The organism is Pseudomonas sp. GL-B-19 (genome assembly GCF_019956415.1).
Taxonomy (GTDB): domain Bacteria; phylum Pseudomonadota; class Gammaproteobacteria; order Pseudomonadales; family Pseudomonadaceae; genus Aquipseudomonas.
Genome location: NZ_JAHBDK010000014.1, coordinates 99919 through 124967 on the forward strand (window position 1 = coordinate 99919; position 25049 = coordinate 124967).

The 25049-nt window shown below is 59.4% G+C and carries 19 protein-coding genes and 1 pseudogene; 12 read left to right on the forward strand and 8 right to left on the reverse strand.

The window, feature by feature from the left end:
• Positions 1–39: 39 nt before the first annotated feature.
• The 3 genes from KGB06_RS03445 to arcD (KGB06_RS03455) all read right to left on the reverse strand — a co-directional run bounded on the left by KGB06_RS03445 (position 40) and on the right by arcD (KGB06_RS03455) (position 3850).
• Complete coding sequence (locus tag KGB06_RS03445; protein ID WP_046032048.1) at positions 40–1050, reverse strand: ornithine carbamoyltransferase; 1011 nt, start codon at positions 1048–1050, stop codon at positions 40–42.
• Between the two features lie 80 nt (positions 1051–1130).
• Positions 1131–2387: an arginine deiminase gene (arcA, locus tag KGB06_RS03450; protein WP_223511862.1), complete on the reverse strand. Its 1257-nt coding sequence runs from the start codon at positions 2385–2387 to the stop codon at positions 1131–1133.
• Between the two features lie 35 nt (positions 2388–2422).
• A complete protein-coding gene (gene arcD / locus KGB06_RS03455; RefSeq protein WP_223511864.1) occupies positions 2423–3850 on the reverse strand; it encodes an arginine-ornithine antiporter in 1428 nt (475 codons plus the stop codon).
• A 461-nt stretch (positions 3851–4311) separates the two neighbouring features.
• On the opposite strand from arcD (KGB06_RS03455), the gene arcD (KGB06_RS03460) reads away from it, so the two are divergent.
• Complete coding sequence (gene arcD, locus KGB06_RS03460; protein WP_223511866.1) at positions 4312–5739, forward strand: arginine-ornithine antiporter; 1428 nt, start codon at positions 4312–4314, stop codon at positions 5737–5739.
• Positions 5736–6599: a DNA-3-methyladenine glycosylase family protein gene (locus KGB06_RS03465; protein WP_223511868.1), complete on the forward strand. Its 864-nt coding sequence runs from the start codon at positions 5736–5738 to the stop codon at positions 6597–6599. The genes arcD (KGB06_RS03460) and KGB06_RS03465 overlap by 4 nt, the downstream gene beginning before the upstream one ends.
• A gap of 104 nt (positions 6600–6703) precedes the next feature.
• On the opposite strand, the gene KGB06_RS03470 is transcribed toward KGB06_RS03465, so the two are convergent.
• The 5 genes and pseudogenes from KGB06_RS03470 to gap all read right to left on the reverse strand — a co-directional run bounded on the left by KGB06_RS03470 (position 6704) and on the right by gap (position 12172).
• Positions 6704–8035: a CoA transferase gene (locus tag KGB06_RS03470; protein WP_223511869.1), complete on the reverse strand. Its 1332-nt coding sequence runs from the start codon at positions 8033–8035 to the stop codon at positions 6704–6706.
• A gap of 163 nt (positions 8036–8198) precedes the next feature.
• Positions 8199–8954: a methyl-accepting chemotaxis protein gene (locus tag KGB06_RS30045; RefSeq protein ID WP_411741830.1), complete on the reverse strand. Its 756-nt coding sequence runs from the start codon at positions 8952–8954 to the stop codon at positions 8199–8201.
• A gap of 150 nt (positions 8955–9104) precedes the next feature.
• Positions 9105–10337: pseudogene (locus tag KGB06_RS30050) on the reverse strand (chemotaxis protein); the annotation flags it as partial.
• A 339-nt stretch (positions 10338–10676) separates the two neighbouring features.
• On the reverse strand, positions 10677–11141 hold the full coding sequence (locus KGB06_RS03480) for a methylglyoxal synthase (RefSeq protein WP_223511871.1): 465 nt from the start codon (positions 11139–11141) through the stop codon (positions 10677–10679).
• Between the two features lie 29 nt (positions 11142–11170).
• Positions 11171–12172 carry a type I glyceraldehyde-3-phosphate dehydrogenase gene (gap, locus tag KGB06_RS03485; protein WP_223511872.1) on the reverse strand — a complete coding sequence of 334 codons (1002 nt, stop codon included), beginning with the start codon at positions 12170–12172 and terminating at the stop codon, positions 11171–11173.
• 218 nt (positions 12173–12390) lie between these two features.
• Here gap and edd point away from each other — a divergent pair, with 218 nt between their 5' ends.
• The 10 genes from edd to KGB06_RS03535 all read left to right on the forward strand — a co-directional run bounded on the left by edd (position 12391) and on the right by KGB06_RS03535 (position 25039).
• On the forward strand, positions 12391–14217 hold the full coding sequence (gene edd / locus KGB06_RS03490; RefSeq protein WP_223511873.1) for a phosphogluconate dehydratase: 1827 nt from the start codon (positions 12391–12393) through the stop codon (positions 14215–14217).
• Positions 14214–15164: a glucokinase gene (locus KGB06_RS03495; protein ID WP_223511874.1), complete on the forward strand. Its 951-nt coding sequence runs from the start codon at positions 14214–14216 to the stop codon at positions 15162–15164. Before edd ends, KGB06_RS03495 begins: the two co-directional genes overlap by 4 nt.
• Positions 15165–15347: 183 nt before the next feature.
• Entirely contained in the window at positions 15348–16079 is a 732-nt protein-coding gene (locus tag KGB06_RS03500; protein WP_140667520.1) for a response regulator, read from the forward strand.
• Positions 16069–17538: an ATP-binding protein gene (locus KGB06_RS03505; protein WP_223511877.1), complete on the forward strand. Its 1470-nt coding sequence runs from the start codon at positions 16069–16071 to the stop codon at positions 17536–17538. The genes KGB06_RS03500 and KGB06_RS03505 overlap by 11 nt, the downstream gene beginning before the upstream one ends.
• 216 nt (positions 17539–17754) lie before the next feature.
• Entirely contained in the window at positions 17755–19014 is a 1260-nt protein-coding gene (locus tag KGB06_RS03510; RefSeq protein WP_223511878.1) for an AGE family epimerase/isomerase, read from the forward strand.
• 117 nt (positions 19015–19131) lie between these two features.
• A complete protein-coding gene (locus KGB06_RS03515; RefSeq protein ID WP_223511880.1) occupies positions 19132–20430 on the forward strand; it encodes an ABC transporter substrate-binding protein in 1299 nt (432 codons plus the stop codon).
• Positions 20431–20588: 158 nt separating this feature from the next.
• Positions 20589–21497, forward strand: a complete 909-nt coding sequence (locus KGB06_RS03520) for a carbohydrate ABC transporter permease (RefSeq protein WP_223511881.1) — start codon at positions 20589–20591, stop codon at positions 21495–21497.
• Positions 21490–22335 (forward strand): carbohydrate ABC transporter permease, encoded by an 846-nt coding sequence (locus KGB06_RS03525; protein ID WP_223511882.1) that lies wholly within the window; start codon positions 21490–21492, stop codon positions 22333–22335. The genes KGB06_RS03520 and KGB06_RS03525 overlap by 8 nt, the downstream gene beginning before the upstream one ends.
• A 4-nt stretch (positions 22336–22339) precedes the next feature.
• Positions 22340–23500, forward strand: a complete 1161-nt coding sequence (locus KGB06_RS03530; protein ID WP_223511883.1) for an ABC transporter ATP-binding protein — start codon at positions 22340–22342, stop codon at positions 23498–23500.
• A 192-nt stretch (positions 23501–23692) separates the two neighbouring features.
• The gene (locus tag KGB06_RS03535; RefSeq protein ID WP_223511885.1) at positions 23693–25039 is read left to right on the forward strand and encodes a carbohydrate porin; all 1347 of its coding nucleotides are present in this window, start codon (positions 23693–23695) and stop codon (positions 25037–25039) included.
• Positions 25040–25049 lie beyond the last annotated feature (10 nt).

Consider the following 25049-nt stretch of genomic DNA (forward strand, 5'->3'; position numbering starts at 1 on the left):
GCGAGCAGGCTCGCTCCCACATTGATCGGGTTCCGTTCTTTACAGATCAGCCAGGGTCGACACCAGGATCGCCTTGATGGTGTGCATGCGGTTTTCCGCTTGCTCGAAGGCGATGCAGGCCGGCGACTCGAATACGTCATCGGTCACTTCGATGCCGTTCTTCAGGTTCGGGTACTGCTCGGCAATCTGCTTGCCGATTTTGGTGTCACTGTTGTGGAAGGCCGGCAGGCAGTGCATGAACTTGGTGCGCGGGTTGCCGGTGGCTTTCATCAGTTCGGCGTTGACCTGATACGGCAGCAGTTGCTGGATACGTTCGGCCCAGGCTTCGACTGGTTCGCCCATCGAGACCCAGACGTCGGTGTGGATGAAGTCCACGCCTTTGACCGCAGCTTTCGGGTCTTCGGTCAGGGTGATGCGGGCACCGCTTTCTTCCGCGTATTGCTTGCAGCGCGCGACCAGATCGTCAAGCGGCCACAGGGCTTTCGGGGCGCAGATGCGCACGTCCATGCCCAGCTTGGCGCCGATCAGCAACAGTGAGTTGCCCATGTTGTTACGGGCGTCGCCAAGGTAGGCGTAGCTGATGTCGTGAATCGGCTTGTCGGCGTGCTCACGCATGGTCAGCACGTCGGCGATCATTTGCGTCGGGTGGTATTCATCGGTCAGGCCGTTGAACACGGGTACACCGGCAAATTTGGCCAGCTCCTCGACGATTTCCTGTTTAAAGCCACGGTATTCGATGGCGTCGTACATGCGCCCCAATACGCGGGCGGTGTCTTTCATGCTTTCTTTGTGACCGATCTGCGAGGAGTTCGGGTCGATGTAGGTGACGTTGGCGCCCTGGTCATAAGCCGCGACTTCGAACGCACAGCGGGTGCGGGTCGAGGTTTTTTCGAAGATCAGCGCGATGTTGTTGCCTTTGAGGTGTTGCTGCTCGGTGCCGGTGTACTTGGCGCGCTTGAGGTCGCGGGACAGGTCGAGCAGGTAGCGCAATTCGCGAGGGGTGTGGTGTTCCAGGCTCAGCAAATTACGGTTGTGAATATTAAAAGCCATGATGGATCTCCTTTGGTGTCGGTTATCCCCTTGGTCGTGCATGCCCAGGGGTACAGGGCAGCGACGGCCAAGGCTGAAGGTTAGTAGTCGATTGGGTCGCGAATGATCGGGCAGGTCATGCAGTGGCCGCCGCCACGCCCACGGCCCAGTTCGCCGGCGCTGATGGTGATGACTTCGATACCCGCCTTGCGCAGCAGGGTGTTGGTGTAGGTGTTGCGGTCATAACCGATGACCACGCCTGGCTCCACGGCCACCACGTTGTTGCCGTCGTCCCATTGTTCGCGTTCCGCGGCGAAGCTGTTGCCGCCGGTTTCCACCACTCGCAACGTTTTCAGGTTGAGGGCCTTGGCCACCGTGTCGAGGAAGCTGGTTTCTTCGCGCCGGATGTCAATGCCGCCCGGTTTCTTCTCGTCCGGACGCAGGGTGAAGGCGACGATCTGGTTCACGACTTCGGGGAAAATGGTTACCAGGTCGCGGTCACAGAAGCTGAACACGGTGTCCAGGTGCATCGCGGCGCGGGATTTTGGCAGGCCGGCGACAATGACTTTTTCGACCGCTTTGTTTTTGAACAGGTTTTGCGCCAGCAGGCCAATGGCCTGGCGGGACGAGCGTTCGCCCATGCCGATCAGCACCACGCCGTTACCGATTGGCATCACGTCACCACCTTCGAGGGTGGAACTGCCGTGTTCCAGGTCCGGGTCGCCGTACCAGATCTGGAAGTCGGCGTTGGTGAATTCCGGATGGAATTTGTAAATGGCAGTGGTCAGCAGGGTTTCCTGACGGCGTGCCGGCCAGTACATCGGGTTCAGGGTCACGCCACCGTAGATCCAGCAAGTGGTGTCGCGGGTGAACTGGGTGTTAGGCAGTGGCGGCAGAATGAAGCTGGAGTGGCCGAGGAAGTCGCGGAACATCTCGATGGTTTTGCCGCCGAAACTGGTCGGCAGATCATCGGCGGAGACACCGCCGATCAGGAACTCGGCGATTTTGCGCGGCTCCAGGCTACGCAGCCACGAGCCGGTTTCATTGATCAGGCCCAGGCCCACAGAGTTGGGGGTGATCTTGCGCTCCAGAATCCAGTCGAGCGCTTCCGGGATCGCGACGATGTCGGTCAGCAGGTTGTGCATTTCCAGCACGTCGATGTTGCGTTCGCGCATCTTGGTGACGAAGTCGAAGTGGTCACGCTTGGCTTGGGCGACCCATAGCACATCATCAAACAGCAGTTCGTCACAGTTGTTCGGGGTTAGCCGCTGGTGGGCCAGGCCGGGGGAGCAAACCATGACTTTGCGCAGTTTGCCGGCTTCGGAATGTACACCGAACTTAACTTTTTCCGTGGTCATTACAGTGATCCTCCAGATGACAAATTATTCAGGTGTTACAGGGTCAGGAAGCCGTCATACAGGCCGAAGGCCGCCACCACGGCGCCCACGATTACGCCTGCAAAAATCAGCTTCTCGACGTTGGTGAAAACAGGTTTGTTGAGTTCTCTCTTGGCTTTGGCGAACAGGATCACGCCGGGCGCATAGAGCAGGGCGGACAGCAGCAGGTATTTGGTGCCCCCCGCGTAGACCAGCCAGACCGCGTAGATCACCGAGATAGCGCCGATGAGCAGGTCTTTGGTGCGGTCGCCGGAATCGTTTTCGTAAGTCTCACCGCGCACCGCCAGCAGCAGCGCGTAAGCCGCCGACCACAGGTAGGGCACCAGAATCATCGAGGTGGCGAGGTAGATCAGCGACAGGTAAGTACTGGCCGAAAACAGCGTAATGATCAGGAACAGCTGCACCATCGCGTTGGTCAGCCACAGTGCGTTGACCGGCACATGATTGGCGTTTTCCTTGCGCAGGAACTCCGGCATGGTGTGGTCCTTGGCGGCGGCGAACATGATCTCCGCACACAGCAGCACCCACGACAGCAAGGCTCCCAGCAGCGAGATGATCAAGCCGACGCTGATCAGCACCGCGCCCCAATGCCCGACCACATGCTCCAGCACTGCCGCCATCGACGGGTTCTGCAGCTTGGCCAGTTCCGGTTGGGTCATGATGCCCAGGGACAGGACGTTCACCAGCACCAGGAACAGCAGCACGGTGATGAAACCGATGACGGTGGCTTTACCCACATCGCTGCGTTTTTCGGCGCGGGCCGAGAAAATGCTCGCGCCCTCGATGCCGATGAACACCCAGACGGTGACCAGCATCATCTTGCGCACCTGGTTCATCACGCTGCCCAGGTCCGGGTTTTTCAAGCCCCAGATGTCAGCGGTGAATATGTCCAGTTTGAAAGCGAAAATCGCGATCAACACGAACAGCACCAGCGGCACGATCTTGGCGACCGTGGTCACCATGTTAATGAACGCCGCTTCCTTGATCCCCCGCAACACGAGGAAATGCACACCCCAGAGCAGCGCCGATGCGCCAATGATGGCAGCCACGGTGTTGCCTTCACCGAAAATCGGGAAGAAGTAGCCAAGGGTGCTGAACAAGAGAACGAAGTAGCCAACGTTGCCCAGCCAGGCACTGATCCAGTACCCCCAGGCGGAAGAGAAACCCATGTAGTCGCCAAAACCGGCCTTGGCGTAGGCGTAAACCCCGCCGTCCAGATCAGGCTTGCGGTTGGCGAGGGTCTGGAAGACGAACGCCAGGGTCAACATGCCGACGGCAGTGATGGCCCAACCGATCAGTACCGCGCCAACATCGGCACTGGCGGCCATGTTTTGTGGCAACGAGAAGATCCCGCCACCAATCATTGAGCCGACTACCAACGCAACCAATGCGCCAAGTTTCAGTTTTCCGGGGGATTCAGACATCGCATGACTCCAGTGCAGGAGAAGAGAGACAACAGAGTAGATCTGCTAGCTATTCGAACATCTGACTTAGATCAGTGGATGGGCGCATTTCATTGTTAATTAAAGAGTTACTAATCTTTTCCGTCCATGGCGGTGTTGCCGGGGAAAGCCCTATCCAGAGGTCTCGGTAAGAACAAACAGGAATAACGAACCCCCTGCTTCGATTTTCAAGCTAGTTGGTTTTTGGGTTTCCGCAAATATTTGGCGCCGGTTTCATGAACAGACCAGATTCATCAGGATTAGGCCACGCAATTGCTCTTTGCCATGACGCTCATAGAATGATCGGTTATAAATAAAAAGGCCTGACATGGCGTTATCTAATAAACGTTATTACGCTGTATCTATTTAGTTAAATCCAAGCATGTGACGGTTTTATAACCATGGTCGCCCCGGCCGGATCAGGAAACAGTGGAGACGCAGGAATGTCACAACCGACGCAAAAGCTACGCCTGAGCGCGCTGATCGCCCTGGTGGTGGGATCGATGATTGGTGGCGGGATTTTCTCGTTGCCGCAGAACATGGCGGCGCGGGCCGATGCGGGGGCGGTGCTGATCGGCTGGGCCATTACCGCCGTGGGGATGCTGACGCTGGCGTTCGTCTTCCAGACCCTGGCCAATCGCAAACCCGAACTGGATTCCGGGGTGTATGCCTACGCCAAGGCCGGCTTCGGTGACTACATGGGATTCTCGTCGGCCTGGGGGTACTGGATCAGCGCCTGGCTGGGCAACGTCGGCTATTTCGTGTTGCTGTTCAGCACCCTCGGTTACTTCTTCCCGGTCTTTGGCCAGGGCAACACGCCCATTGCGATCGGCTGCGCCTCGGTATTGCTGTGGGCTGTACATTTTCTGGTGATGCGCGGGATCAAAGAGGCGGCGTTCATTAACCAAGTGACGACCGTGGCCAAGATCGTGCCGCTGATCATGTTCATCGTCATCGCCGCCGTCGCCTTCAAGGCCGACATTTTTACCCGGGACATCTGGGGGCGCAGCAACCCGAGTTTTGGCGGGGTGATGGACCAGGTGCGCAACATGATGCTGGTGACGGTGTTCGTGTTTATCGGCATTGAAGGCGCCAGTGTGTATTCGGCACGAGCGCAGAAGCGTTCGGATGTGGGGCGGGCGACGGTTATCGGTTTTCTCGGAGTGCTGGCGCTGTTGGTACTGGTCAATGTGCTGTCGCTGGGGATCATGAGTCAGCCGGAACTGGCCAACTTGCAGAACCCGTCGCTGGCGGCGGTACTGGAACATATCGTCGGGCCCTGGGGCGCGTTGCTGATCAGCGTTGGCCTGGCGATTTCGCTGTTGGGGGCGTTGCTGTCCTGGGCGCTGCTATGTGCCGAGATTCTTTTCGCCACGGCCAAAGACAAGACCATGCCCGCTTTCCTGAAAAAGGAAAACGCCAATCACGTGCCGGTGAACGCGTTGTGGCTGACTAACGTGATGATCCAGATTTTTCTGCTGATCACACTGTTTTCCGCCGGCACTTACACCAGCCTGATCTACCTCGCGTCGTCGATGATTCTGGTGCCCTACCTGTGGTCGGCGGCGTATGCGGTGTTGTTGAGCGGGCGGGGCGAAACCTACGAACACGCCAGCGCCGAACGCACCAAAGACCTGATGATCGGCGGTATCGCGCTGGGATATGCGGTGTGGTTGCTGTATGCCGGCGGGGTCAAATATCTACTGCTATCGGCGTTGCTGTATGCGCCGGGGGTGATTCTGTTTGCCAAGGCCAAGCATGAGCAAGGCGAGCCATTGTTCACGCCTATAGAGAAGGGCATTTTTACCGGTGTCCTGATTGGTGCCGGGCTGGCCGCGTACGGGTTGTACAGCGGGTTACTGTCGTTGTGAGATTGTTTTTGGCGTATCAACCTCCGTATGACTGGCCGGCAATGTTGCAGTTTTTATCGGCACGGGCGGTGGCCGGTATGGAAGTCGTGGCCGGTGGGGTGTATTCGCGCAGCATCGGGCTGAACGGTGTTCACGGTACGTTTTCGATAGGGCCGGCGGACGGTGATGCGCTTGAACTGACGCTGGATTTTGCGGATGAGTCGGCGGTGCCTGAGATTGTGGCGCGACTGCGACGGATGTTTGATCTGGAGGCGGATTTGCCGTCGATTCACCGTCAGTTAGCCTTGGACCCCTTGATGAAACGCTTGATTGCCCAGCGTCCGGGCTTACGGGTGCCGGGGGCGTGGGATGGGCTGGAGCTGGCGATTCGTGCCGTGCTGGGGCAGCAGATTACCGTGAGCGCGGCGATCCGCTTGGCGGGCAAACTGGTTGCGCAGCATGGCGTGCCGTTGCAGTCGCCGCTGGCGGGTTTGACTCATGTATTTCCTGCGCCGGCCGTGTTGGCGCAAGCGGATCTGGCGACGTTGGGCATGCCGAAAAGCCGGGGGCGAACCTTGTCTGGCGTAGCGCAGGCGTTGCTGGATGATCCGCTGTTGTTTGAGCCCGGCCGGGAGGGCGGTGTGGCGCGGTTACTCGCCTTGCACGGGATTGGGGACTGGACGGCGCAGTACATTGCCTTGCGCCAGTTGCGCGAGCCGGATGCATTTCCGTCAGGGGATGTGGGGTTGATCAAGGCGCTGGCCGCGCTTGAAGGCGGGCCGGTGACCGCGCGGGAGTTGCTGCTGCGAGCGGAGGAATGGCGACCTTGCCGAGGGTATGCGGCGCAGCTGCTTTGGGCTTCGTTGAGTCGGTCGGACTGAATTGTCTGTTCGGGCCTCATCGCCAGCAGGCTGGCTCCCACAGTGGATTTATGTCGATCACAAAACCTGTGGAAGCGAGTCTGCTCGCGAAGGCGATCTGACAGTCACCACCACTGCGCGCGATGGGAACCCAATTCAGAGGCAGGAAGCACCCACTGCAACGGCGTCCCGGTGATTTTCAGCGGCACATGAAGCCGATGCGCCGGTCCCCAAGTCGTCTGTTCAACCACTAACCCCTGATCGTTTTCATCCTCCGTCCGCAACGCCTCGGCTGTTCCCGCGCCATTTTCAATCAACAACTTCGCTGTGCGCGCCAACGACAACCGCGCCGAGCCACCACGCCCCAACAATCTGATCGCTGCAGCCGCCATCAAATACCCGGTGGCGTGATCGAGTGCTTGCACCGGCAAAGGCGTCGGTTTGTCCGCGTTCTTCCACTGCATCCCGGCGTCTGCAATCCCGCTGCTCATCTGCACCAGGCTGTCGAAACCACGGCGGTTTTGCCACGGGCCACTCCAGCCGTAAGCGTTGAGGCTGACATCGATCAGGCCTGGCGCCAGTGTTCGGCGCTCGGCAACGCCGTAGCCCAGGCGTTCCAGCGCATCCGCGCGGTAACCGTACAGTAGGATGTCGGCCTCCTTGAGCAGGGTTTCGAACACCGCGCGATCCTCGTTGTTGTGCAGGTCCAGGCGTGCGCAGCGTTTGCCCAAGGTGACTTCCGGCACCACTCCGGGTTCGTTCCAGGTCGGTGGGTCAATGCGCAACACATCCGCACCGAGGCCTGCGAGAAACCGGCTGGCGACCGGACCTGCCAGCACGCGGGTCAGATCCAGCACCTTGAGCCCGTTCAGCGGCCGGGCCACATTGCCTTGCCACAGTTTCGCGGGTTGGCCACTGTCGCCGCTGAACTGAATCAACGACTCGGCGTTCACGGCCAAACCCTGGGGGTGGCGTTGCCATTGCGCCCACGTGCGCATCTGGGCGGCACATCCCCCGGCGTCGACCACGGCCTGTTCCAGATCGCTTATGGCCCATTGCGCCACCTTGCTCGCCATCGCCGTGCGGTCGACACAGCTGCCGAGCACGCTTTCAGCTGCTGCTCGGTGATGGGGCGCGTTGGTGTGCAGACGGATCCAGCCGTCCTTGGTCGCGTAGTCACCGGCAATCGGGTCCCACAGGGGAGGGACGCTCCAGCCAACGGGACGGATCGAGGTGGCGAACCAGAAAGAGGCGAGGCGGCGGTCGACTTCAACGCCGGGCAAGCGACCGGTGTGCTGCAGCAACAACTCGCTGACAGCTTGTCCGGCCACGGCAATGCTGGCGCAGGCAAGATCCGTAACGGCAAACGCCGAGGGCTGTGCGCCGCTCGACGTGAAAGGAATGGGGGTGTGGGGCAAGCCGAGCGCGGCTTGAATGGACGTGAGTAAATCAGTCATCGAATGCCCTCCGGAGCGAGAGCCCGAGCATAGTTCAAATTAGCTGACAGGCCAGATGAAACCTGTAGGAGCAAGGCTTGCCTGCGATTGAGACACCTCGGTTTGTCAGGCCGCCCGCGTCATCGTTTATCGCGGGCAAGCCTTGCTCCTACAGGGACGGGGATTACACCCGGAACTGATCCATCAATTTCATCTGGTGGGTGGTCAGCGAGTTGAGCTGGCTGCTGATCTGCGCTGATTCGGTGGCCTGGCCGGTCAGGGTTTCGGTGACGGTGCGGATCGCCGAGACGTTGCGGTTGACCTCTTCGGCCACGGCGCTTTGCTGTTCGGCAGCGCTGGCGATTTGCAGGTTCATGTCGCTGATCACCGTTACCGCATCACTGATTTTGCCCAGGGCCTGGACCGCTTGCTGGATTTGTCCGGCGTTGCTGTGGGCCTGGGTCTGGCTCGAATGCATGGTGGCGACCACGCCGCGCGTGCCGCTCTGGATGCGTTCGATCACCTGGCGAATTTCTTCCACTGAATCCTGGGTGCGTTTGGCCAGGTTGCGCACTTCATCGGCCACCACCGCAAAGCCGCGACCGCTCTCGCCGGCGCGGGCCGCTTCAATGGCGGCGTTGAGCGCCAGCAGGTTGGTTTGCTCGGCAATGCTGCGGATCACTTCCAGTACCGAACCGATTTGCTCGCTGTTGACCGCCAGCGCTTCGACTTCGGTCACGGCTTTGCTGACTTCGTCGGCCAGTTGATTGATGTCGCGGGTGCTGCGTTCGATGATCTGCATGCCATCACGGGCCGATTGGTCGGCGCCTTTGGCGGCGTTGGCCGCGTTCGAGGCGCTGTTGGCGACGTCGTGGGCAGTAGCGCTCATTTCATTGGACGCGGTGGCGACCTGATCGATTTCGCGGAACTGTAACTGCATGCCTTCGCTGGTCTGACGGGCGATTTCCGAGGATTGGTCGGCGGTGCCGCGGGCGTCGGTGATGCTTTGTTTGATCTGCGCGATGGTCGGTTGCAGCTTGTCGAGGAAGCGGTTGAACCAGCTTACCAGCTCACCCAATTCGTCTTTCTTGCTGTAATGCAAACGCTGTGTCAGGTCGCCGTCGCCGCTGGCAATTGCCTTGAGCATCTGGGCCACGCTGTTGATCGGCCGGGTCACGCCCGATGCGGTGAGCCAGATCAGCAGCAAGCCGACCAGGCCGGCGATGACCGCGACCAGCACGGCTTTGATCGTGCCGCTTTGCTGGGCGTCATCGAGCAGCGCTTGCAGTTTCACCGAGTCGGCCAGCAATACTTGTTTGGGCAGGTCGATCACCACGCCCCAGGCTTTGGAGTCGCCAATCGGGTTGACGGGGTACACCGCGCGGATCAAGTCACCTTGTTCGAGAATTTTTGGTGCGCCGCCGCTGAGCAGTTGCAGGATTTCCTTACCGTCTGCGCCCAGGGTTTCGCCAATGCTTTTGCCGACCTTGCTGGCATCAACGCTGTAGCCGGCCAGCACGCCAGTTCCGGAGACGATCAGCATGTGCCCGGCGTTGTTGAACAGTTCTCGCTGGGAGTCGACCGCCGCCGCTTGCAGCGCATCGAGCGCAATGTCGACACCGACCACGCCGATGGACTTTCCATCCACCAGCAGCGGCACGGAAATGGTGGTCATCAACACTTCCTTGTTGCCCACGGTATCGGCGTACGGGTCAAGCAGGCAGGTACGCTTGCTGTCACGCGGGCAGGTGTACCAGACGTTGTAAGGCGTGCGGCTGAGGTTCAAGGTGGTTTTGGTCATGTCTTCTTCGACCATGATCGTATTGAGCGCTTGCCCCCCGGCGCGGCTCCAATACGTGGCGAAACGACCGGCTTCGTTGGACTGGCGGGCGGCGTCGTTGACGAACTCACTGTCCTTGCCATCCAGGCCATTGGGTTCGAACGCCAACCAGACGCCCAACACCTTGCCGTTGCGCTCAAACGCGGTTTTGATGCTCTGGTTCAACTCTTCACGCAGGGCGCCGGGCTCAATGGAACGCTTGGCGGCCATGTTGCGCATGTCGTTGATCTGATCCGCCAGGGCGGTCACTACCGTCAGTCTTTCGCCAAAGGTCTTCTGCACCCGCACCGCTTGTTCGGCCGCCTTGGCTTGCAGCAGGTTCTGCACACTGTTGGTGAGCATTTTACTGCTGGAGGCACTGACCAGTTCATCGTTCTGATTGGTCTGGTACATGTTCATGGCGACGATCAAGGCGACCACGCCGAGCAGGCAAAGACCGGACAGCAAAACGATTTTCAGGCGGATAGAGAGAGAGTCGAACATAGGGCGAACTCACAAATGGATGAAGTGTTGGCAAGGAGTCGACAGCGACTCGGTACGCCAAATCCATTCAGCGTCATTCAATGCACATCGGCGCCTTGTGACGATTGCATGAATCCACACCGACGAACGGTAACAAGTAAACGTTTGCGCAGAAAAATGCCCTGAAAAGACTGGGAATTCAGGAGATTCTCGGTAGTGATTCGGGCCGTTCGGCAGGGTGAGGCAGAGGGGGGCGGCAAGTCGTCCTGCTGGAACAAGCGCCCGCAGGAGGGCGCTTTTTAGTCAGGAGGGGATTCGGGGGGGGCTGACGCAAGCCTGTTCCGGCAACAGGTTGAAACGTCAGGCGCGGCCGAGCAGATAGGTCGCGTAATCGGGGATTCGATGTTCGTGGGCCTGATCCATCAAGGGGCTGCTCAGTAAGTAATCGGCGCTGCATTCGTTGCAGGCCACCGGGATGTTCCAGACCGCCGCGACCCGCAATAACGCCTTGATGTCCGGGTCGTGAGGCTGTGGTTCGAACGGGTCCCAGAAGAACACCAGCATGTCGACCCGCTGCTCGGCGATTTGCGCACCCAGTTGCTGGTCGCCGCCCAACGGACCGCTGATCATGCTCTCCACTGGTAAATCCAGGCGTTGTTGCAATAACAATCCCGTGGTGCCGGTGGCGACCAGTTCATGCTGTGCGAGCCTGTCTTTCTGCCGCTCGGCCCAGTCCAGCAAAAACACCTTGCAGTGGTCATGGGCGACCAAGGCAATACGCTTGCGCGCTGCCATGGTCTTTTGCGTAAAGCTGATACCGATCATCGGTGCTGCTCCTGCTTTTTCACGGCGGGTTACTCAGCGTTACAGAGCGCCAGGCAGTTATCGAGCATGCGGTTGGAGAAACCCCATTCGTTGTCGTACCAGGCCAGCACCTTGAGCAGCTTGCCGCTGGATTTGGTGTGGTTGGCATCGAAAATCGACGACAGCGGGTTGTGATTGAAGTCGCTGGAAACCAGCGGCAGGGTGTTGTAACCGAGAATTTTCGAGTGCTGGCTGGCTTCTTTAAGCAGCGCATTCACTTCATTGGCTGACGCTTCGCGCTTGAGTTGCACGGTCAGGTCCACCAGCGACACATTGATCACGGGTACGCGCACCGCCATGCCGGTCAGTTTGCCCGCCAGTTCCGGCAGCACCAGGCCGACGGCTTCAGCCGCACCGGTCTTGCTCGGAATCATGTTCTGGGTGGCAGATCGGGCTCGGTACGGGTCGGTGTGATAGACGTCGGTGAGGTTTTGATCGTTGGTGTAGGCGTGGATCGTGGTCATCAGACCGCTCTCGATGCCCAATTCGCGGTGCAGCACCTGGGCGACCGGGGCCAGGCAGTTGGTGGTGCACGACGCGTTGGAAATGATTTGGTGATGCTGGCGCAAAATGTCGTGGTTAACCCCATAAACCACAGTGGCGTCGGCGCCTTGGGCCGGGGCCGAAATGATCACTTTGCGGGCGCCGGCCGTAATATGCGCGGCGGCTTTGGCACGCTCGGTGAACAGGCCGGTGCATTCGAATACCACATCAATTTTTTCCGCAGCCCAGGGCAGGTCGGCCGGGTTGCGAATGGCGCTGACTGCAATGCGGTCGCCGTTGACCGTAAGGCTCTCGCTGTCGTGCTGAACATCAGCGTCGAACGTGCCGTGAACAGTGTCAAACTTGAGCAGATGAGCGTTGATTGCGCTGTCACCCAAATCATTGATGGCAACGATCTGAAGATCCTGACGATAGCCTTGGGTATACAGTGCGCGAAGGACATTGCGGCCAATCCGGCCAAAACCATTGATTGCAATTCGAAGAGTCATTTACAGCGCCGCCGTCGTTTTGTTGTTGGAATTACAAGATTATTCGCATAAAAATAGAAAACAAGCGTTTTTAATGGCAATATTTTGTTCAATCTACAACGAGTGACCTGATCAACTGGTCCGACCGATCAAGAAAACCGTCTGTCATCCCAATCACAACGGTCCTTGTTCAGCATAGACAATCAGGTCGCCACATCCGTTAGCCTGGAGTTCTACACATGCATCCCCGCGTCCTTGAGGTCACCGAACGGCTTATCGCCCGTAGCCGCGCCACGCGTGAGGCCTACCTTGCACTGATTCGTGGTGCCGCCAGCGACGGTCCAATGCGCGGTAAGCTGCAATGCGCCAACTTCGCCCATGGCGTGGCGGGTTGCGGCACCGAAGACAAGAACAGCCTGCGGATGATGAACTCCGCCAACATCGCAATAGTTTCGTCATATAACGACATGCTCTCGGCGCATCAGCCGTACGAAGTCTTCCCGGAGCAGATCAAAAAAGCGCTGCGCGAGATTGGTTCGGTCGGCCAGTTCGCTGGCGGCACCCCGGCCATGTGCGATGGCGTGACCCAGGGCGAACCGGGCATGGAGCTGAGCCTGCCGAGCCGCGAAGTGATCGCCCTGTCCACTGCCGTGGCGTTGTCCCACAACATGTTCGACGGCGCGCTGATGCTCGGCATCTGCGACAAGATCGTGCCGGGCCTGATGATGGGCGCGTTGCGTTTCGGTCATCTGCCGACGATTTTTGTGCCGGGCGGGCCGATGGTCTCGGGCATTTCCAACAAGCAAAAAGCCGATGTGCGCCAGCGCTACGCCGAAGGCAAGGCCAGTCGTGAAGAGCTGCTGGAATCGGAAATGAAGTCCTACCACAGCCCTGGTACCTGCACCTTTTATGGCACCGCCAACACCAACCAATTGCTGATGGAAGTCATGGGCCTGCACTTGCCGGGCGCTTCTTTCGTCAATCCGAACACGCCGTTGCGTGATGCCCTGACCCGCGAAGCGGCGCATCAGGTGACGCGCCTGACCAAGCAGAGCGGCGACTTCATGCCGATCGGCGAGATCGTCGACGAGCGCTCGCTGGTCAACTCCATCGTGGCGCTACACGCCACCGGCGGTTCGACCAACCACACCTTGCACATGCCGGCCATCGCCATGGCGGCTGGTATTCAATTGACCTGGCAGGACATGGCCGACCTCTCCGAAGTCGTGCCGACCCTGAGCCACGTCTACCCGAACGGCAAAGCCGACATCAACCACTTCCAGGCGGCGGGCGGCATGTCGTTCCTGATCCGCGAACTGCTGGAAGCCGGGCTGTTGCACGAAAACGTCAACACTGTGCTGGGCCATGGCCTGAGCCGTTACACCATGGAGCCGTTCCTCGATAACGGCGAACTGGTCTGGCGCGAAGGCCCGACTGAAAGCCTCGACGAAAACATCCTGCGCCCGGTTGCTCGTGCATTTTCGCCAGAGGGCGGCTTGCGGGTGATGGAAGGCAACCTCGGTCGTGGCGTGATGAAAGTCTCGGCCGTGGCGCTGGAAAACCAGGTTGTCGAAGCACCGGCCATGGTGTTCCAGGATCAGCAGGACCTGGCCGATGCGTTCAAGGCCGGTTTGCTGGAGAAGGATTTTGTCGCGGTGATGCGCTTCCAGGGGCCGCGCTCCAACGGCATGCCGGAACTGCACAAGATGACGCCGTTCCTCGGCGTGTTGCAGGATCGCGGCTTCAAAGTGGCGTTGGTGACGGACGGGCGCATGTCCGGTGCCTCGGGCAAAATCCCGGCAGCGATTCACGTCAGCCCCGAAGCTTATGTCGGTGGCGCTTTGGCGCGGGTGCAAGAGGGCGATATCATCCGCGTCGATGGCGTCAAAGGCACCCTGGAGCTTAAGGTGGACGCCGAAGAATTTGCAGCGCGTGAACCTGCCAAGGGCTTGTTGGGCAACAACATTGGCAGCGGACGCGAACTATTTGGATTCATGCGCATGGCCTTCAGCTCCGCAGAGCAGGGCGCCAGCGCCTTTACTTCTGCCCTGGAGACGCTTAATTGAAACTGGCTTTGGTCGGTGACATCGGTGGGACCAACGCTCGTTTCGCGTTGTGGAAAAACCAGCAGCTGGAATCGGTCCAGGTGCTGGCGACGGCAGATTTCGCCAGCCCGGAGGAGGCGATCGCTCTCTATCTGAGCGGGCTCGATTTGGCGTTGGGCTCGATCGGTTCGGTGTGCCTGTCGGTGGCAGGTCCCGTGAGTGGCGATGAATTCAAGTTCACCAACAATCACTGGCGCCTGAGCCGCAAGGGATTCTGCGAGACCTTGCAGGTCGAGCAACTGTTGCTGGTCAACGATTTCTCGGCGATGGCGCTGGGCATGACCCGTTTGCAGCCGGGAGAGTTTCGCGTGGTCTGCGAAGGCACCCCGGAACCGTTGCGGCCGGCGGTGGTGATTGGCCCGGGCACTGGCCTTGGCGTTGGTACCTTGCTGGATCTGGGTGAAGGGCGTTTTGCCGCGTTGCCGGGGGAAGGCGGTCACGTCGATTTGCCGCTGAGCAGCCCGCGCGAAACGCAGCTGTGGCAGCACATCTTCAATGAGATCGGCCATGTCAGTGCTGAAACCGCGTTGAGCGGCGGCGGGTTGCCACGGGTTTACCGGGCGATTTGCGCCGTGGACGGCCACACGCCAGTGCTTGAAACGCCTGAAGCGATCACCGCTGCCGGGCTGGCGGGCGATCCGATTGCATTGGAAGTGCTGGAGCAGTTCTGCTGCTGGCTCGGCCGCGTGGCCGGCAACAACGTGCTCACCACGGGCGCGCGTGGTGGCGTGTACATCGTCGGTGGCGTGATTCCGCGGTTTGCCGATTTCTTCCTCGAAAGCGGATTTGCCCGGTGCTTCGCTGACAAGGGCTGCATGAGCGATTACTTCAAAGGCATACCTGTGTGGCTGGTGACGGCGCCGTATTCCGGGCTGATGGGCGCGGGCGTGGCGCTGGAACAGGCTTGAGACCGCGTCGTCTTCATCGCGGGCAAGCCTTGCTCCTACAGGATTGGAGTCGTTCACAAAAATGGCGACCAACCCTATACCTGTAGGAGCCGAGCTTGCTCGCGATGGGGCCATGACAGACAACATAGATTTACGCACGATCAGGCATAATCCGCCCAATTCAAACAACAAGGACGCCGTCCCGTGAGCTCAGTCAACAAGTCGATATTGTTGGTCGATGACGATCAAGAGATACGCGAGTTGCTGGATACCTACCTGACTCGCGCCGGTTTCCAGGTCCGCACCACGCCCGATGGCGCCGGTTTTCGCCAGGCGTTGAACGAGGCGCCGAGCGATCTGGTGATCCTCGATGTGATGCTCCCGGACGAAGACGGCTTCAGCCTCTGCCGCTGGGTTCGTCAGCACCCGCGTCAGGCTCAGGTGCCGATCATCATGCTTACCGCCAGTTCTGACGAGGCCGACCGGGTCATTGGCCTGGAGCTCGGTGCTGACGATTACCTCGGCAAACCCTTCAGTCCGCGTGAATTGCAGGCGCGCATCAAAGCCTTGTTGCGCCGTGCACAGTTCGGTCAGGAACGAAACGGCGGTGAAGTGCTGGCTTTCGACGACTGGCGTCTGGACATGGTCAGCCACCGGCTGTTCCACACCGATGGTGAAGAAGTGATTCTTTCCGGCGCCGACTTCGCGTTGCTGAAACTGTTCCTCGATCACCCGCAGGAAATTCTCGACCGCGACACCATCGGCAACGCCACCCGTGGCCGCGATCTGATGCCGCTGGACCGCATCGTCGACATGGCGGTCAGCCGCTTGCGCCAACGCCTGCGTGATACGGAAAAACCGCCGCGATTGATCCGTACCGTGCGTGGCAGCGGCTACCAACTGGCCGCCAATGTGGTTGCCAGCAATGGCCACTGAGTTCCTGCGCAAGCTCGCCGACCGCGTGCCGGTGCCCCGTTCGCTGTTGGGCCGGATGTTGCTGCTGACGTTGCTGGCGGTGTTGTTTGCACAGACGTTGTCGAGCGTGATCTGGGTGTCGCAACTGCGTGCTACGCAGCTTCAAGGCTTGGTCACCAGTGCGCGCAGCCTGGCGCATTCGATGACGGCCAGCGTCAGTTACTTCCGCTCGTTGCCGGTCGCCTTCAGGCCATTGGTTTTGGACCAGCTGCGCAGCATGGGCGGCACCCGATTCGTGGTGACGCTCAACGACAAACCCTTGGGCATGGAAGTGCTGCCGATCACCCCGCGCAAGGAAGCCGTGCTCAAAGCGGTGGACGAAGTGCTGCGCCAGTCGCTGGGCCAGGACACCGACATTTCGGTGACTTTCGTCAGCCCCGACGACCTGCGGATTTTTAACGGCGGCTTGAAACTCGACGAATTGCCGCGCTCCTGGGCGCACTACGCCTTGACACTGGAGCCTGTGAACCCGCCCGTGCTGGTTACGCAAATCCAGATGGCGCCGGGCGAATGGCTGTACATCGCCTCGTTGTTGCCCGAGCCCTACACCAGTCTTGAAGAAAAAGGTCTGCCGGCGCAGCAGGTCTGGTTCATCATCCTCACCAGCGGCTTTTTGCTGTTGTTCATCGGCCTGCTGGTGCACTGGCAGAGCCGGCCGCTCAAGCGACTGGCGCGGGCTGCGCGGGATATGTCGCTGGGGGCGGAAGTGGAGCCGGTGGCCGAAGTGGGTGGCAGTGAAGTGGTCGAAGTGAGCCGGGCGTTCAACGCCATGCGCGAACGCATCAGCCGCTACCTGACCGAGCGCAGTCAGTTGTTCAGCGCGATTTCCCATGACCTGCGCACGCCGATTACCCGGCTGCGATTACGCGTGGAGTTGCTGGAAGACGAGCAGCTGCAAGCCAAGTTCGGTCGTGACCTGGATGAGCTGGAGCTACTGGTCAAAGGTGCTCTGCAATGTGTGAAAGACACCGACATTCACGAAAATATCGAGCCGGTGGACCTCAACCATGTGCTCGATTGCCTGGTGGAACCGTATCTGGCGCCCTCCGGCAATGGTCGCGTGACTCAGCAGGGGCGGGCATTGGCGGCGTACCCCGGCAAACCGCTGGCGCTTAAACGCTGCATTGGCAACCTGATCGACAATGCCCTCAAGTATGGGCAGAACGCGCACCTGCACATCGATGACGATGACAGCGCGTTCATCCTGCACGTCGATGACGAAGGGCCTGGTGTGCCGGAGCAACGGCTGGAGCAGGTGTTCGAACCGCACTTTCGGCTGGCCGGGCAGCAGCAGGGGTATGGGTTGGGGTTGGGGATTGCGCGAAACATTGCGCATAGCCATGGCGGGGAGGTCAGCCTGCAAAATCTGCGTGAGGGCGGGTTGCGGGTGACGTTGCAGTTGCCGCGCAGTGTTGAATAAATAGACCGCGTAATCGTTCATCGCGAGCAGGCTCGCTCCCACAGGTACGGCGCAATCCCTGTAGGAGCTGGCTTGCCAGCGAAGGCGTCATAAGCCTCAACACATCCTTAACAGCGAATGTCACAACTCAGTGACATAACTCGCCCCCTTCGTTACAAGCCCGTCATCGCCCGTTGTTTAGACTGCCCAAAGTCAAAACAACAAAAAAGGCACCCCATGGACACCTTCCAACCGGACTTCAGCAGTTGGCTGAATGCGCCTGCCCATCAGCAATGGCTCGCCGCTGAAGGTCTGCGCCTGCTGGCGTTTGCCAAGGCATCAAAACTTCCCGAAGGCTTCGGCAATCTGGATGAAAAAGGCCGTCTCCCGGCCAACGCCCACGCCGAAACCATGAACACCGCACGCATGACCCACAGTTTTGCCATGGCCCATATTCAGGGCTTGCCGGGGTTTGCCGAACTGGTGGATCACGGGGTCAAAGCGCTCAGTGGCCCGTTGCGCGATGCCGAGTCCGGTGGCTGGTTTGTCGTGGCCCATGCGCTGGATGACAACACCGGCAAAGCGGCGTATCTGCACGCCTTCGTTGCCCTGGCCGCCAGTTCTGCCGTGGTCGCCAAACGTCCCGGCGCACAAGCCTTGCTTGATGACGCGATCAACATCATCGATACGCATTTCTGGAGCGAGGAGGAGGGCGCGATGCGCGAATCCTTCAATCGCGACTGGAGCGAAGAAGAAGCCTACCGTGGCGCCAACAGCAATATGCACGCGACCGAAGCCTTCCTCGCGCTGGCCGATGTGACGCAAGACAACCGCTGGTTGTGCCGCGCTCAGCGCATTGTCGAGCGGGTGATCCATGGTCATGCGGCCGCCAACGATTACCTGGTGATCGAGCATTTCGACCGCGCCTGGCAACCGCTGCGCGACTACAACCTCGACAACCCGGCCGACGGTTTTCGCCCCTACGGCACCACGCCCGGTCACGGTTTTGAATGGGCGCGACTGTTGCTGCACCTCGAAGCGGCGCGGGTTCAGGCCGGGATGCTCACGCCGGGCTGGCTGGCCACCGACGCGCAAAAACTGTTCGACCACAACTGCCGTCACGGCTGGAATGTCGACGGCGCACCGGGGGTTGTCTACACCCTGGATTGGGCCAACCGCGCGGTGGTTCGCCATCGTTTGCACTGGACCCATTGCGAAGCCAGCGCCGCTGCCAGTGCGTTGCTTAAACGCACGGGCGACGAGCAATACGAGCGCTGGTATCGGCTGTTCTGGGAATTCTGTGACAGTCATTTCATCGACCGTTGCGACGGCAGTTGGCATCACGAGCTCGATCCGCAAAACCACCCGAGCGCCGACATCTGGGCTGGTAAACCTGACCTGTACCACGCCTGGCAAGCCGTACTGATCCCGCGATTGCCGTTGGCACCGAGCATGGCCACGGCCTTGGGGCAGTTGTCCCAGAGCGCTCCTGTGTAACCATGCAGTGACATTCAAGCGTCCCTTCGTTACCTGCGAGGGGATAACTCCTGTTTAAAATCCTATGCAGCGCAAGCACCAGACTTGCATGCATAACAACAAGAAAGGTACTTCTAGATGAATGCGATTTCTCGCCTCGCTACTGTCATTTCTCTCGCTTCCCTGTCTGCGCTCCCTCTCAGTGTGCTTGCCGCCGAAACCAAAGGTTCCGTGGAAGTCGTTCACTGGTGGACGTCGGGTGGTGAAAAAGCAGCGGTCGATGTGCTCAAGGCTCAAGTCGAAAAAGACGGCTTCACCTGGAAAGACGGCGCAGTCGCCGGCGGTGGTGGTTCTACAGCCATGACCGTGCTCAAAAGCCGCGCCGTAGCGGGTAACCCGCCGGGCGTCGCACAGATCAAAGGCCCGGACATCCAGGAGTGGGGCAGCACTGGCCTGCTCAGCACCGACGCGTTGAAAGACGTTTCCAAGTCGGAAAACTGGGATGGCCTGCTGTCGAAGAAAGTCTCCGATACCGTGAAGTACGAAGGTGACTACGTCGCCGTTCCGGTGAACATTCACCGTGTGAACTGGCTGTGGATCAACCCGGAAGTGTTCAAGAAAGCCGGGATCGAAAAAGCCCCGACCACCCTCGAAGAATTCTATGCCGCCGGCGACAAGCTCAAAGCCGCAGGCTTCATCGCGCTGGCCCACGGCGGTCAGCCTTGGCAGGACAGCACCGTGTTTGAAGACGTGGTGCTCTCGGTCATGGGCGCCGACGGTTACAAGAAAGCTCTGGTCGACCTGGATCAGAAAACCCTCTCCGGCCCGGAGATGACCAAGTCGTTCACCGAACTGAAAAAAATCACCGGCTACATGGACCCGAACCGCGCCGGTCGTGACTGGAACATCGCCGCTGCTGAAGTCATCAACGGCAAGGCCGGTATGCAGATGATGGGCGACTGGGCGAAAAGCGAATGGACTGCGGCGAAGAAAGTTGCGGGCAAGGACTACCAGTGTGTACCGTTCCCGGGTACCGAAAAAGCCTTCACCTACAACATCGACTCCCTGGCGGTGTTCAAGCTCAAAGCGGATCGCAAGGGTGACATCGCTGCCCAGCAAGACCTGGCCAAGGTCGCATTGGGCACTGACTTCCAGAAAGTCTTCAGCATGAACAAAGGGTCGATCCCGGTGCGTAACGACATGCTGAATGAAATGGACAAGCTCGGCTTCGACGAGTGCGCCCAGAAGTCGTCGAAGGACTTTGTTGCGGACGACAAGACTGGCGGCCTGCAACCGAGCATGGCGCACAACATGGCCACCTCCCTGGCCGTGCAAGGCGCGATCTTCGACGTGGTCACCAACTTCATGAACGACAAGGATGCTGACCCGGCCAAGGCCAGCGCCCAACTGGCATCGGCTGTCAAAGCGGCCCAGTAAAACCCTGGCCGCAGGCTTGTCTGCGGCCTGATTCGACGCGTTCCCCTGTAGGAGCCGGCTTGCCGGCGAAGGCGGTGTGCCTGACACACGGCGGTGCCTGAATCGCTGGCAAGCCAGCTCCTACAGGTGATTCTTCAATTCCTGACTGGATTATCCCGATGAGCTCTGTGGCGGTTTTCAGCAAAGCCTCACCGTTCGATGCGCTGCAACGCTGGTTACCCAAGTTGGTACTGGCGCCGAGCATGCTGATCGTGTTGGTTGGTTTTTACGGTTACATCATCTGGACATTCGTACTGTCCTTTACCAGTTCCAGCTTCATGCCAAGCTACAAGTGGGTCGGCCTGCAGCAGTACGCCCGCTTGCTGGACAACGATCGCTGGTGGGTCGCGAGCAAAAACCTCGCGGTCTTCGGTGGCATGTTCATCGGCATCAGCCTGGTGCTCGGCGTGTTCCTCGCCGTGCTGCTGGACCAACGCATTCGCAAGGAAGGCTTCATTCGCACCGTTTACCTGTACCCGATGGCGCTCTCGATGATCGTCACCGGTACGGCATGGAAATGGCTGCTCAACCCGGGCCTGGGCCTGGACAAGATGCTGCGTGACTGGGGCTGGGAAGGCTTCCGTCTCGACTGGCTGGTGGATCAGGATCGCGTGGTGTATTGCCTGGTGATCGCCGCCGTATGGCAAGCCTCCGGGTTTGTGATGGCGATGTTCCTGGCCGGCCTGCGGGGTGTCGATCAATCGATCATCCGTGCCGCGCAAGTCGACGGCGCGAATCTACCGACCATCTATATGAAGATCGTGCTGCCGAGCCTGCGCCCGGTGTTCTTCAGTGCCTTCATGATCCTCGCGCACATTGCGATCAAGAGCTTCGACCTGGTGGCGGCGATGACAGCCGGCGGTCCTGGCTACTCGTCCGACCTGCCGGCGATGTTCATGTATTCCTTCACCTTCAGCCGTGGCCAGATGGGCATTGGTTCGGCCAGCGCCATGATGATGCTCGGCGCGATCCTGGCGATTCTGGTGCCGTACCTGTACTCCGAATTGCGAGGCAAACGCCATGAGTAATCAACTTGGCAAACCGGCCTTGAGCTTCAGCCGTATCGCGATCTACGCAACGCTGTTGCTGGCGGCTGCGGTCTATTTGATCCCGTTGGTGGTGATGCTGCTGACCAGTTTCAAATCCCCGGAAGACATCCGCACCGGCAACCTGCTGAGCTGGCCGACCGTGATTGACGGTATCGGCTGGATCAAGGCTTGGGACGTCGTAGGCGGCTATTTCTGGAACTCGGTGAAAATCACCGTGCCGGCCGTTCTGATTTCCACCTTCATCGGTGCCATGAACGGTTATGTACTGTCGATGTGGCGCTTCCGTGGCTCGCAACTGTTCTTCGGCCTGCTGTTGTTCGGCTGCTTCCTGCCGTTCCAGACCGTGCTGCTGCCGGCCTCGTTCACCCTCGGCAAGTTAGGCCTGGCCAACACCACAACCGGTCTGGTGCTGGTGCACGTGGTCTACGGCCTGGCGTTCACCACGCTGTTCTTCCGCAACTACTACGTGAGCATCCCGGATGCACTGGTCAAGGCAGCACGCCTGGATGGCGCGGGCTTCTTCACGATTTTCTGGAAGATCCTGCTGCCGATGTCGATCCCGATCGTGATGGTCTGCCTGATCTGGCAGTTCACCCAGATCTGGAATGACTTCCTGTTCGGCGTGGTCTTCGCCAGTGGCGATGCCCAGCCAATTACCGTGGCCCTGAACAACCTGGTCAACACCAGCACCGGGGCCAAGGAATACAACGTTGATATGGCCGCCGCGATGATCGCCGGGCTGCCGACACTGCTGGTCTACATATTCGCTGGCAAGTATTTCCTGCGTGGGCTGACGTCCGGCGCGGTCAAGGGGTAGAAATATGGCAACTCTCGAATTACGCAACGTCAACAAGACCTACGGTGCCGGTTTGCCGGACACCCTGAAAAACATCGAACTGAAGATCAATGACGGTGAGTTCCTGATCCTGGTCGGTCCTTCGGGCTGTGGTAAGTCCACGCTGATGAACTGCATCGCCGGTCTGGAAAACATCAGCGGCGGCGCCATCCTGGTGGACGACGCTGACATCAGCGGCATGAGCCCGAAAGATCGCGACATCGCCATGGTGTTCCAGTCCTACGCGCTGTACCCGACCATGAGCGTGCGCGACAACATCGCTTTCGGTTTGAAGATCCGCAAAATGCCGACCGCCGAAATCGACGAAGAGGTCGCTCGTGTCGCCAAATTGCTGCAGATCGAACACCTGCTGAGCCGCAAGCCGGGCCAGCTCTCCGGTGGTCAGCAACAGCGCGTGGCCATGGGTCGTGCCCTGGCGCGTCGGCCGAAGATTTACCTGTTCGACGAACCTCTGTCCAACCTCGACGCCAAGCTGCGGGTCGAGATGCGCACCGAAATGAAACTGATGCACCAGCGTCTGAAAACCACCACGGTCTACGTGACCCACGACCAGATCGAAGCGATGACGCTGGGCGACAAAGTGGCGGTGATGAAGGACGGGATCATCCAGCAGTTCGGCACGCCGAAAGACATCTACAACAACCCGGCGAACCTGTTCGTGGCGAGCTTCATCGGTTCGCCGCCGATGAACTTCATCCCCCTGCGTTTGCAGCGCAAGGACGGTCGTCTGGTGGCACTGCTCGACAGCGGTCAGGCACGGTGTGAATTGCCGCTGGGCATGCAGGACGCCGGTCTCGAAGACCGCGAAGTGATTCTGGGCATGCGCCCTGAGCAAATCGTGTTGGCGAACGGCGAATCGAACGGATTGCCGACCATTCGCGCTGAAGTTCAGGTCACCGAGCCGACCGGTCCCGACACCCTGGTGTTCGTCAATCTCAACGAAACCAAAGTCTGCTGCCGTCTGGCGCCCGACGTCGCACCGGCCCCGGGCGAAACCCTGACCCTGCAATTCGATCCGTCGAAAGTGCTGCTGTTCGATGCCAAGACCGGGGAACGTCTTGGTGTAGCGGGTCAGCCTGTAGCCGAGACACACATCGCCAACGTAGCCCAATTCAAGGGCCGCTGAAGATCAAAACTGTAGGAGCCGGCTTGCTGGCGATGGCGGTCTGACATTCAACGTCGATGTTGACAGTCAGATTGCCATCGCCAGCAAGCCGGCTCCTACAGGGGGAAATCCGCGGCGGGTGGCCTGTTATCCGTCGCACCTGATGTCACCGCGTTAGAAAAAAGTTAATAACAATAAAACGAGGAAGTAGGGATGAAGAAGAACAACAACGCTCAGCTTATCTGCCAGTTGTCAGCAGTTGCAGCAATGATGCTGGCCGGTAGTGTGCATGCAGCTGACGCGTTCAGCGCCGATTCCGAATGGATGACCGGCGATTGGGGTGGCGAGCGGACCAAGCTGATCGAGCAAGGCATCGACATCAAAATGGACTACGTCGGTGAAGTCGGCAGCAACCTCCACGGCGGCTTCAACGACAACACAACGGCTCGTTACGCCGACCAGTTTGGCCTGGGGGCAGCGCTGGACCTGGAAAAACTGTTTGGTTGGGATAACACCCAAGCCAAGGTCCAGTTCACCAACCGTAATGGCGAGAACATCTCCAATGACCGTGTCGGCGACCCGCGTACCGGCACGTTGAGTTCCTCCCAGGAAGTCTTCGGCCGTGGCCATATGGTCCGTCTGACCCAATTGTGGATCAAGCACCAGTTCCTCGACAATAAACTGGACATCAAAGCCGGTTACTTCGGCGAAGGCGAAGACTTCAATACCTTCCCATGCGAGTTCCAGAACCTGGCGTTCTGCGGTTCCCAAGTGGGTAACTGGGCCACCAACATCTGGTTCAACTGGCCGGTAATGCAGGCTGCGGTCCGCGTGAAGTACAACATCTCGCCTGAGTTCTATGCGCAGATCGGTGCGTACAACCAGAACCCGTCGCAACTGGAACACGGTAACGGCTTCAAGCTGAGCGGCAGTGGCACCGCAGGGACCGTGTTGCCCGTCGAACTGGTCTGGTTGCCGAACCCTAACAACCTGCCGGGCGAATACCGTGTCGGTTACTACAAGAGCACGGCCGAGGCCAATGACGTCCTTAAAGACGCCAACGGTACTGATGCGGCAACGACCGGCCAACCCTATCGCGAACACAGCAGCAAGCACGGCTACTGGTTCGTTGCACAGCAACAACTCACCAGTCACAACGGTGACAAGTCTCGTGGTCTGAACATTGCGGCCAACGCCACTTTCCACGACAAGGAAACCAACATCGTCGACAACTACCAGTCGCTGATGTTTGTGTACAAGGGGCCGTTCGATGCGCGTCCAAAAGATGACATGGGCATCGGTTTCGCCCGTATCCATGTCAACGATGACGTGAAGAAAAACGAAGAAGCGATCAACGCTGCCAACGGTGTCACTGAATACGAAAACCCACTGTTCACGCCTCTGCAGACCACCGAGTACAACTACGAAATCAACTACGGCTTCCACGTTACCAACTGGCTGACCGTGCGTCCCAACCTGCAATACGTCACTCACCCGGGCGGTGTGGATGAGGTCGATAACGCGCTGGTGGCCGGCCTGAAAATTCAGTCGGTGTTCTAACGTTGTTGCG

Coding starts and splice junctions, on each gene's coding strand:
- KGB06_RS03525 (WP_223511882.1), top strand. CDS start 21,490: ATGAGTAATCAACTTGGCAAACCGGCCTTGAGCTTCAGCCGTATCGCG.
- arcA (WP_223511862.1), bottom strand. CDS start 2,387: ATGACCACGGAAAAAGTTAAGTTCGGTGTACATTCCGAAGCCGGCAAA.
- KGB06_RS03445 (WP_046032048.1), bottom strand. CDS start 1,050: ATGGCTTTTAATATTCACAACCGTAATTTGCTGAGCCTGGAACACCAC.
- KGB06_RS03505 (WP_223511877.1), top strand. CDS start 16,069: ATGGCCACTGAGTTCCTGCGCAAGCTCGCCGACCGCGTGCCGGTGCCC.
- KGB06_RS03520 (WP_223511881.1), top strand. CDS start 20,589: ATGAGCTCTGTGGCGGTTTTCAGCAAAGCCTCACCGTTCGATGCGCTG.
- edd (WP_223511873.1), top strand. CDS start 12,391: ATGCATCCCCGCGTCCTTGAGGTCACCGAACGGCTTATCGCCCGTAGC.
- KGB06_RS03535 (WP_223511885.1), top strand. CDS start 23,693: ATGAAGAAGAACAACAACGCTCAGCTTATCTGCCAGTTGTCAGCAGTT.
- KGB06_RS03470 (WP_223511869.1), bottom strand. CDS start 8,035: ATGACTGATTTACTCACGTCCATTCAAGCCGCGCTCGGCTTGCCCCAC.
- KGB06_RS03510 (WP_223511878.1), top strand. CDS start 17,755: ATGGACACCTTCCAACCGGACTTCAGCAGTTGGCTGAATGCGCCTGCC.
- gap (WP_223511872.1), bottom strand. CDS start 12,172: ATGACTCTTCGAATTGCAATCAATGGTTTTGGCCGGATTGGCCGCAAT.
- KGB06_RS30045 (WP_411741830.1), bottom strand. CDS start 8,954: ATGCAGTTACAGTTCCGCGAAATCGATCAGGTCGCCACCGCGTCCAAT.
- KGB06_RS03515 (WP_223511880.1), top strand. CDS start 19,132: ATGAATGCGATTTCTCGCCTCGCTACTGTCATTTCTCTCGCTTCCCTG.
- arcD (WP_223511866.1), top strand. CDS start 4,312: ATGTCACAACCGACGCAAAAGCTACGCCTGAGCGCGCTGATCGCCCTG.
- KGB06_RS03480 (WP_223511871.1), bottom strand. CDS start 11,141: ATGATCGGTATCAGCTTTACGCAAAAGACCATGGCAGCGCGCAAGCGT.
- arcD (WP_223511864.1), bottom strand. CDS start 3,850: ATGTCTGAATCCCCCGGAAAACTGAAACTTGGCGCATTGGTTGCGTTG.
- KGB06_RS03530 (WP_223511883.1), top strand. CDS start 22,340: ATGGCAACTCTCGAATTACGCAACGTCAACAAGACCTACGGTGCCGGT.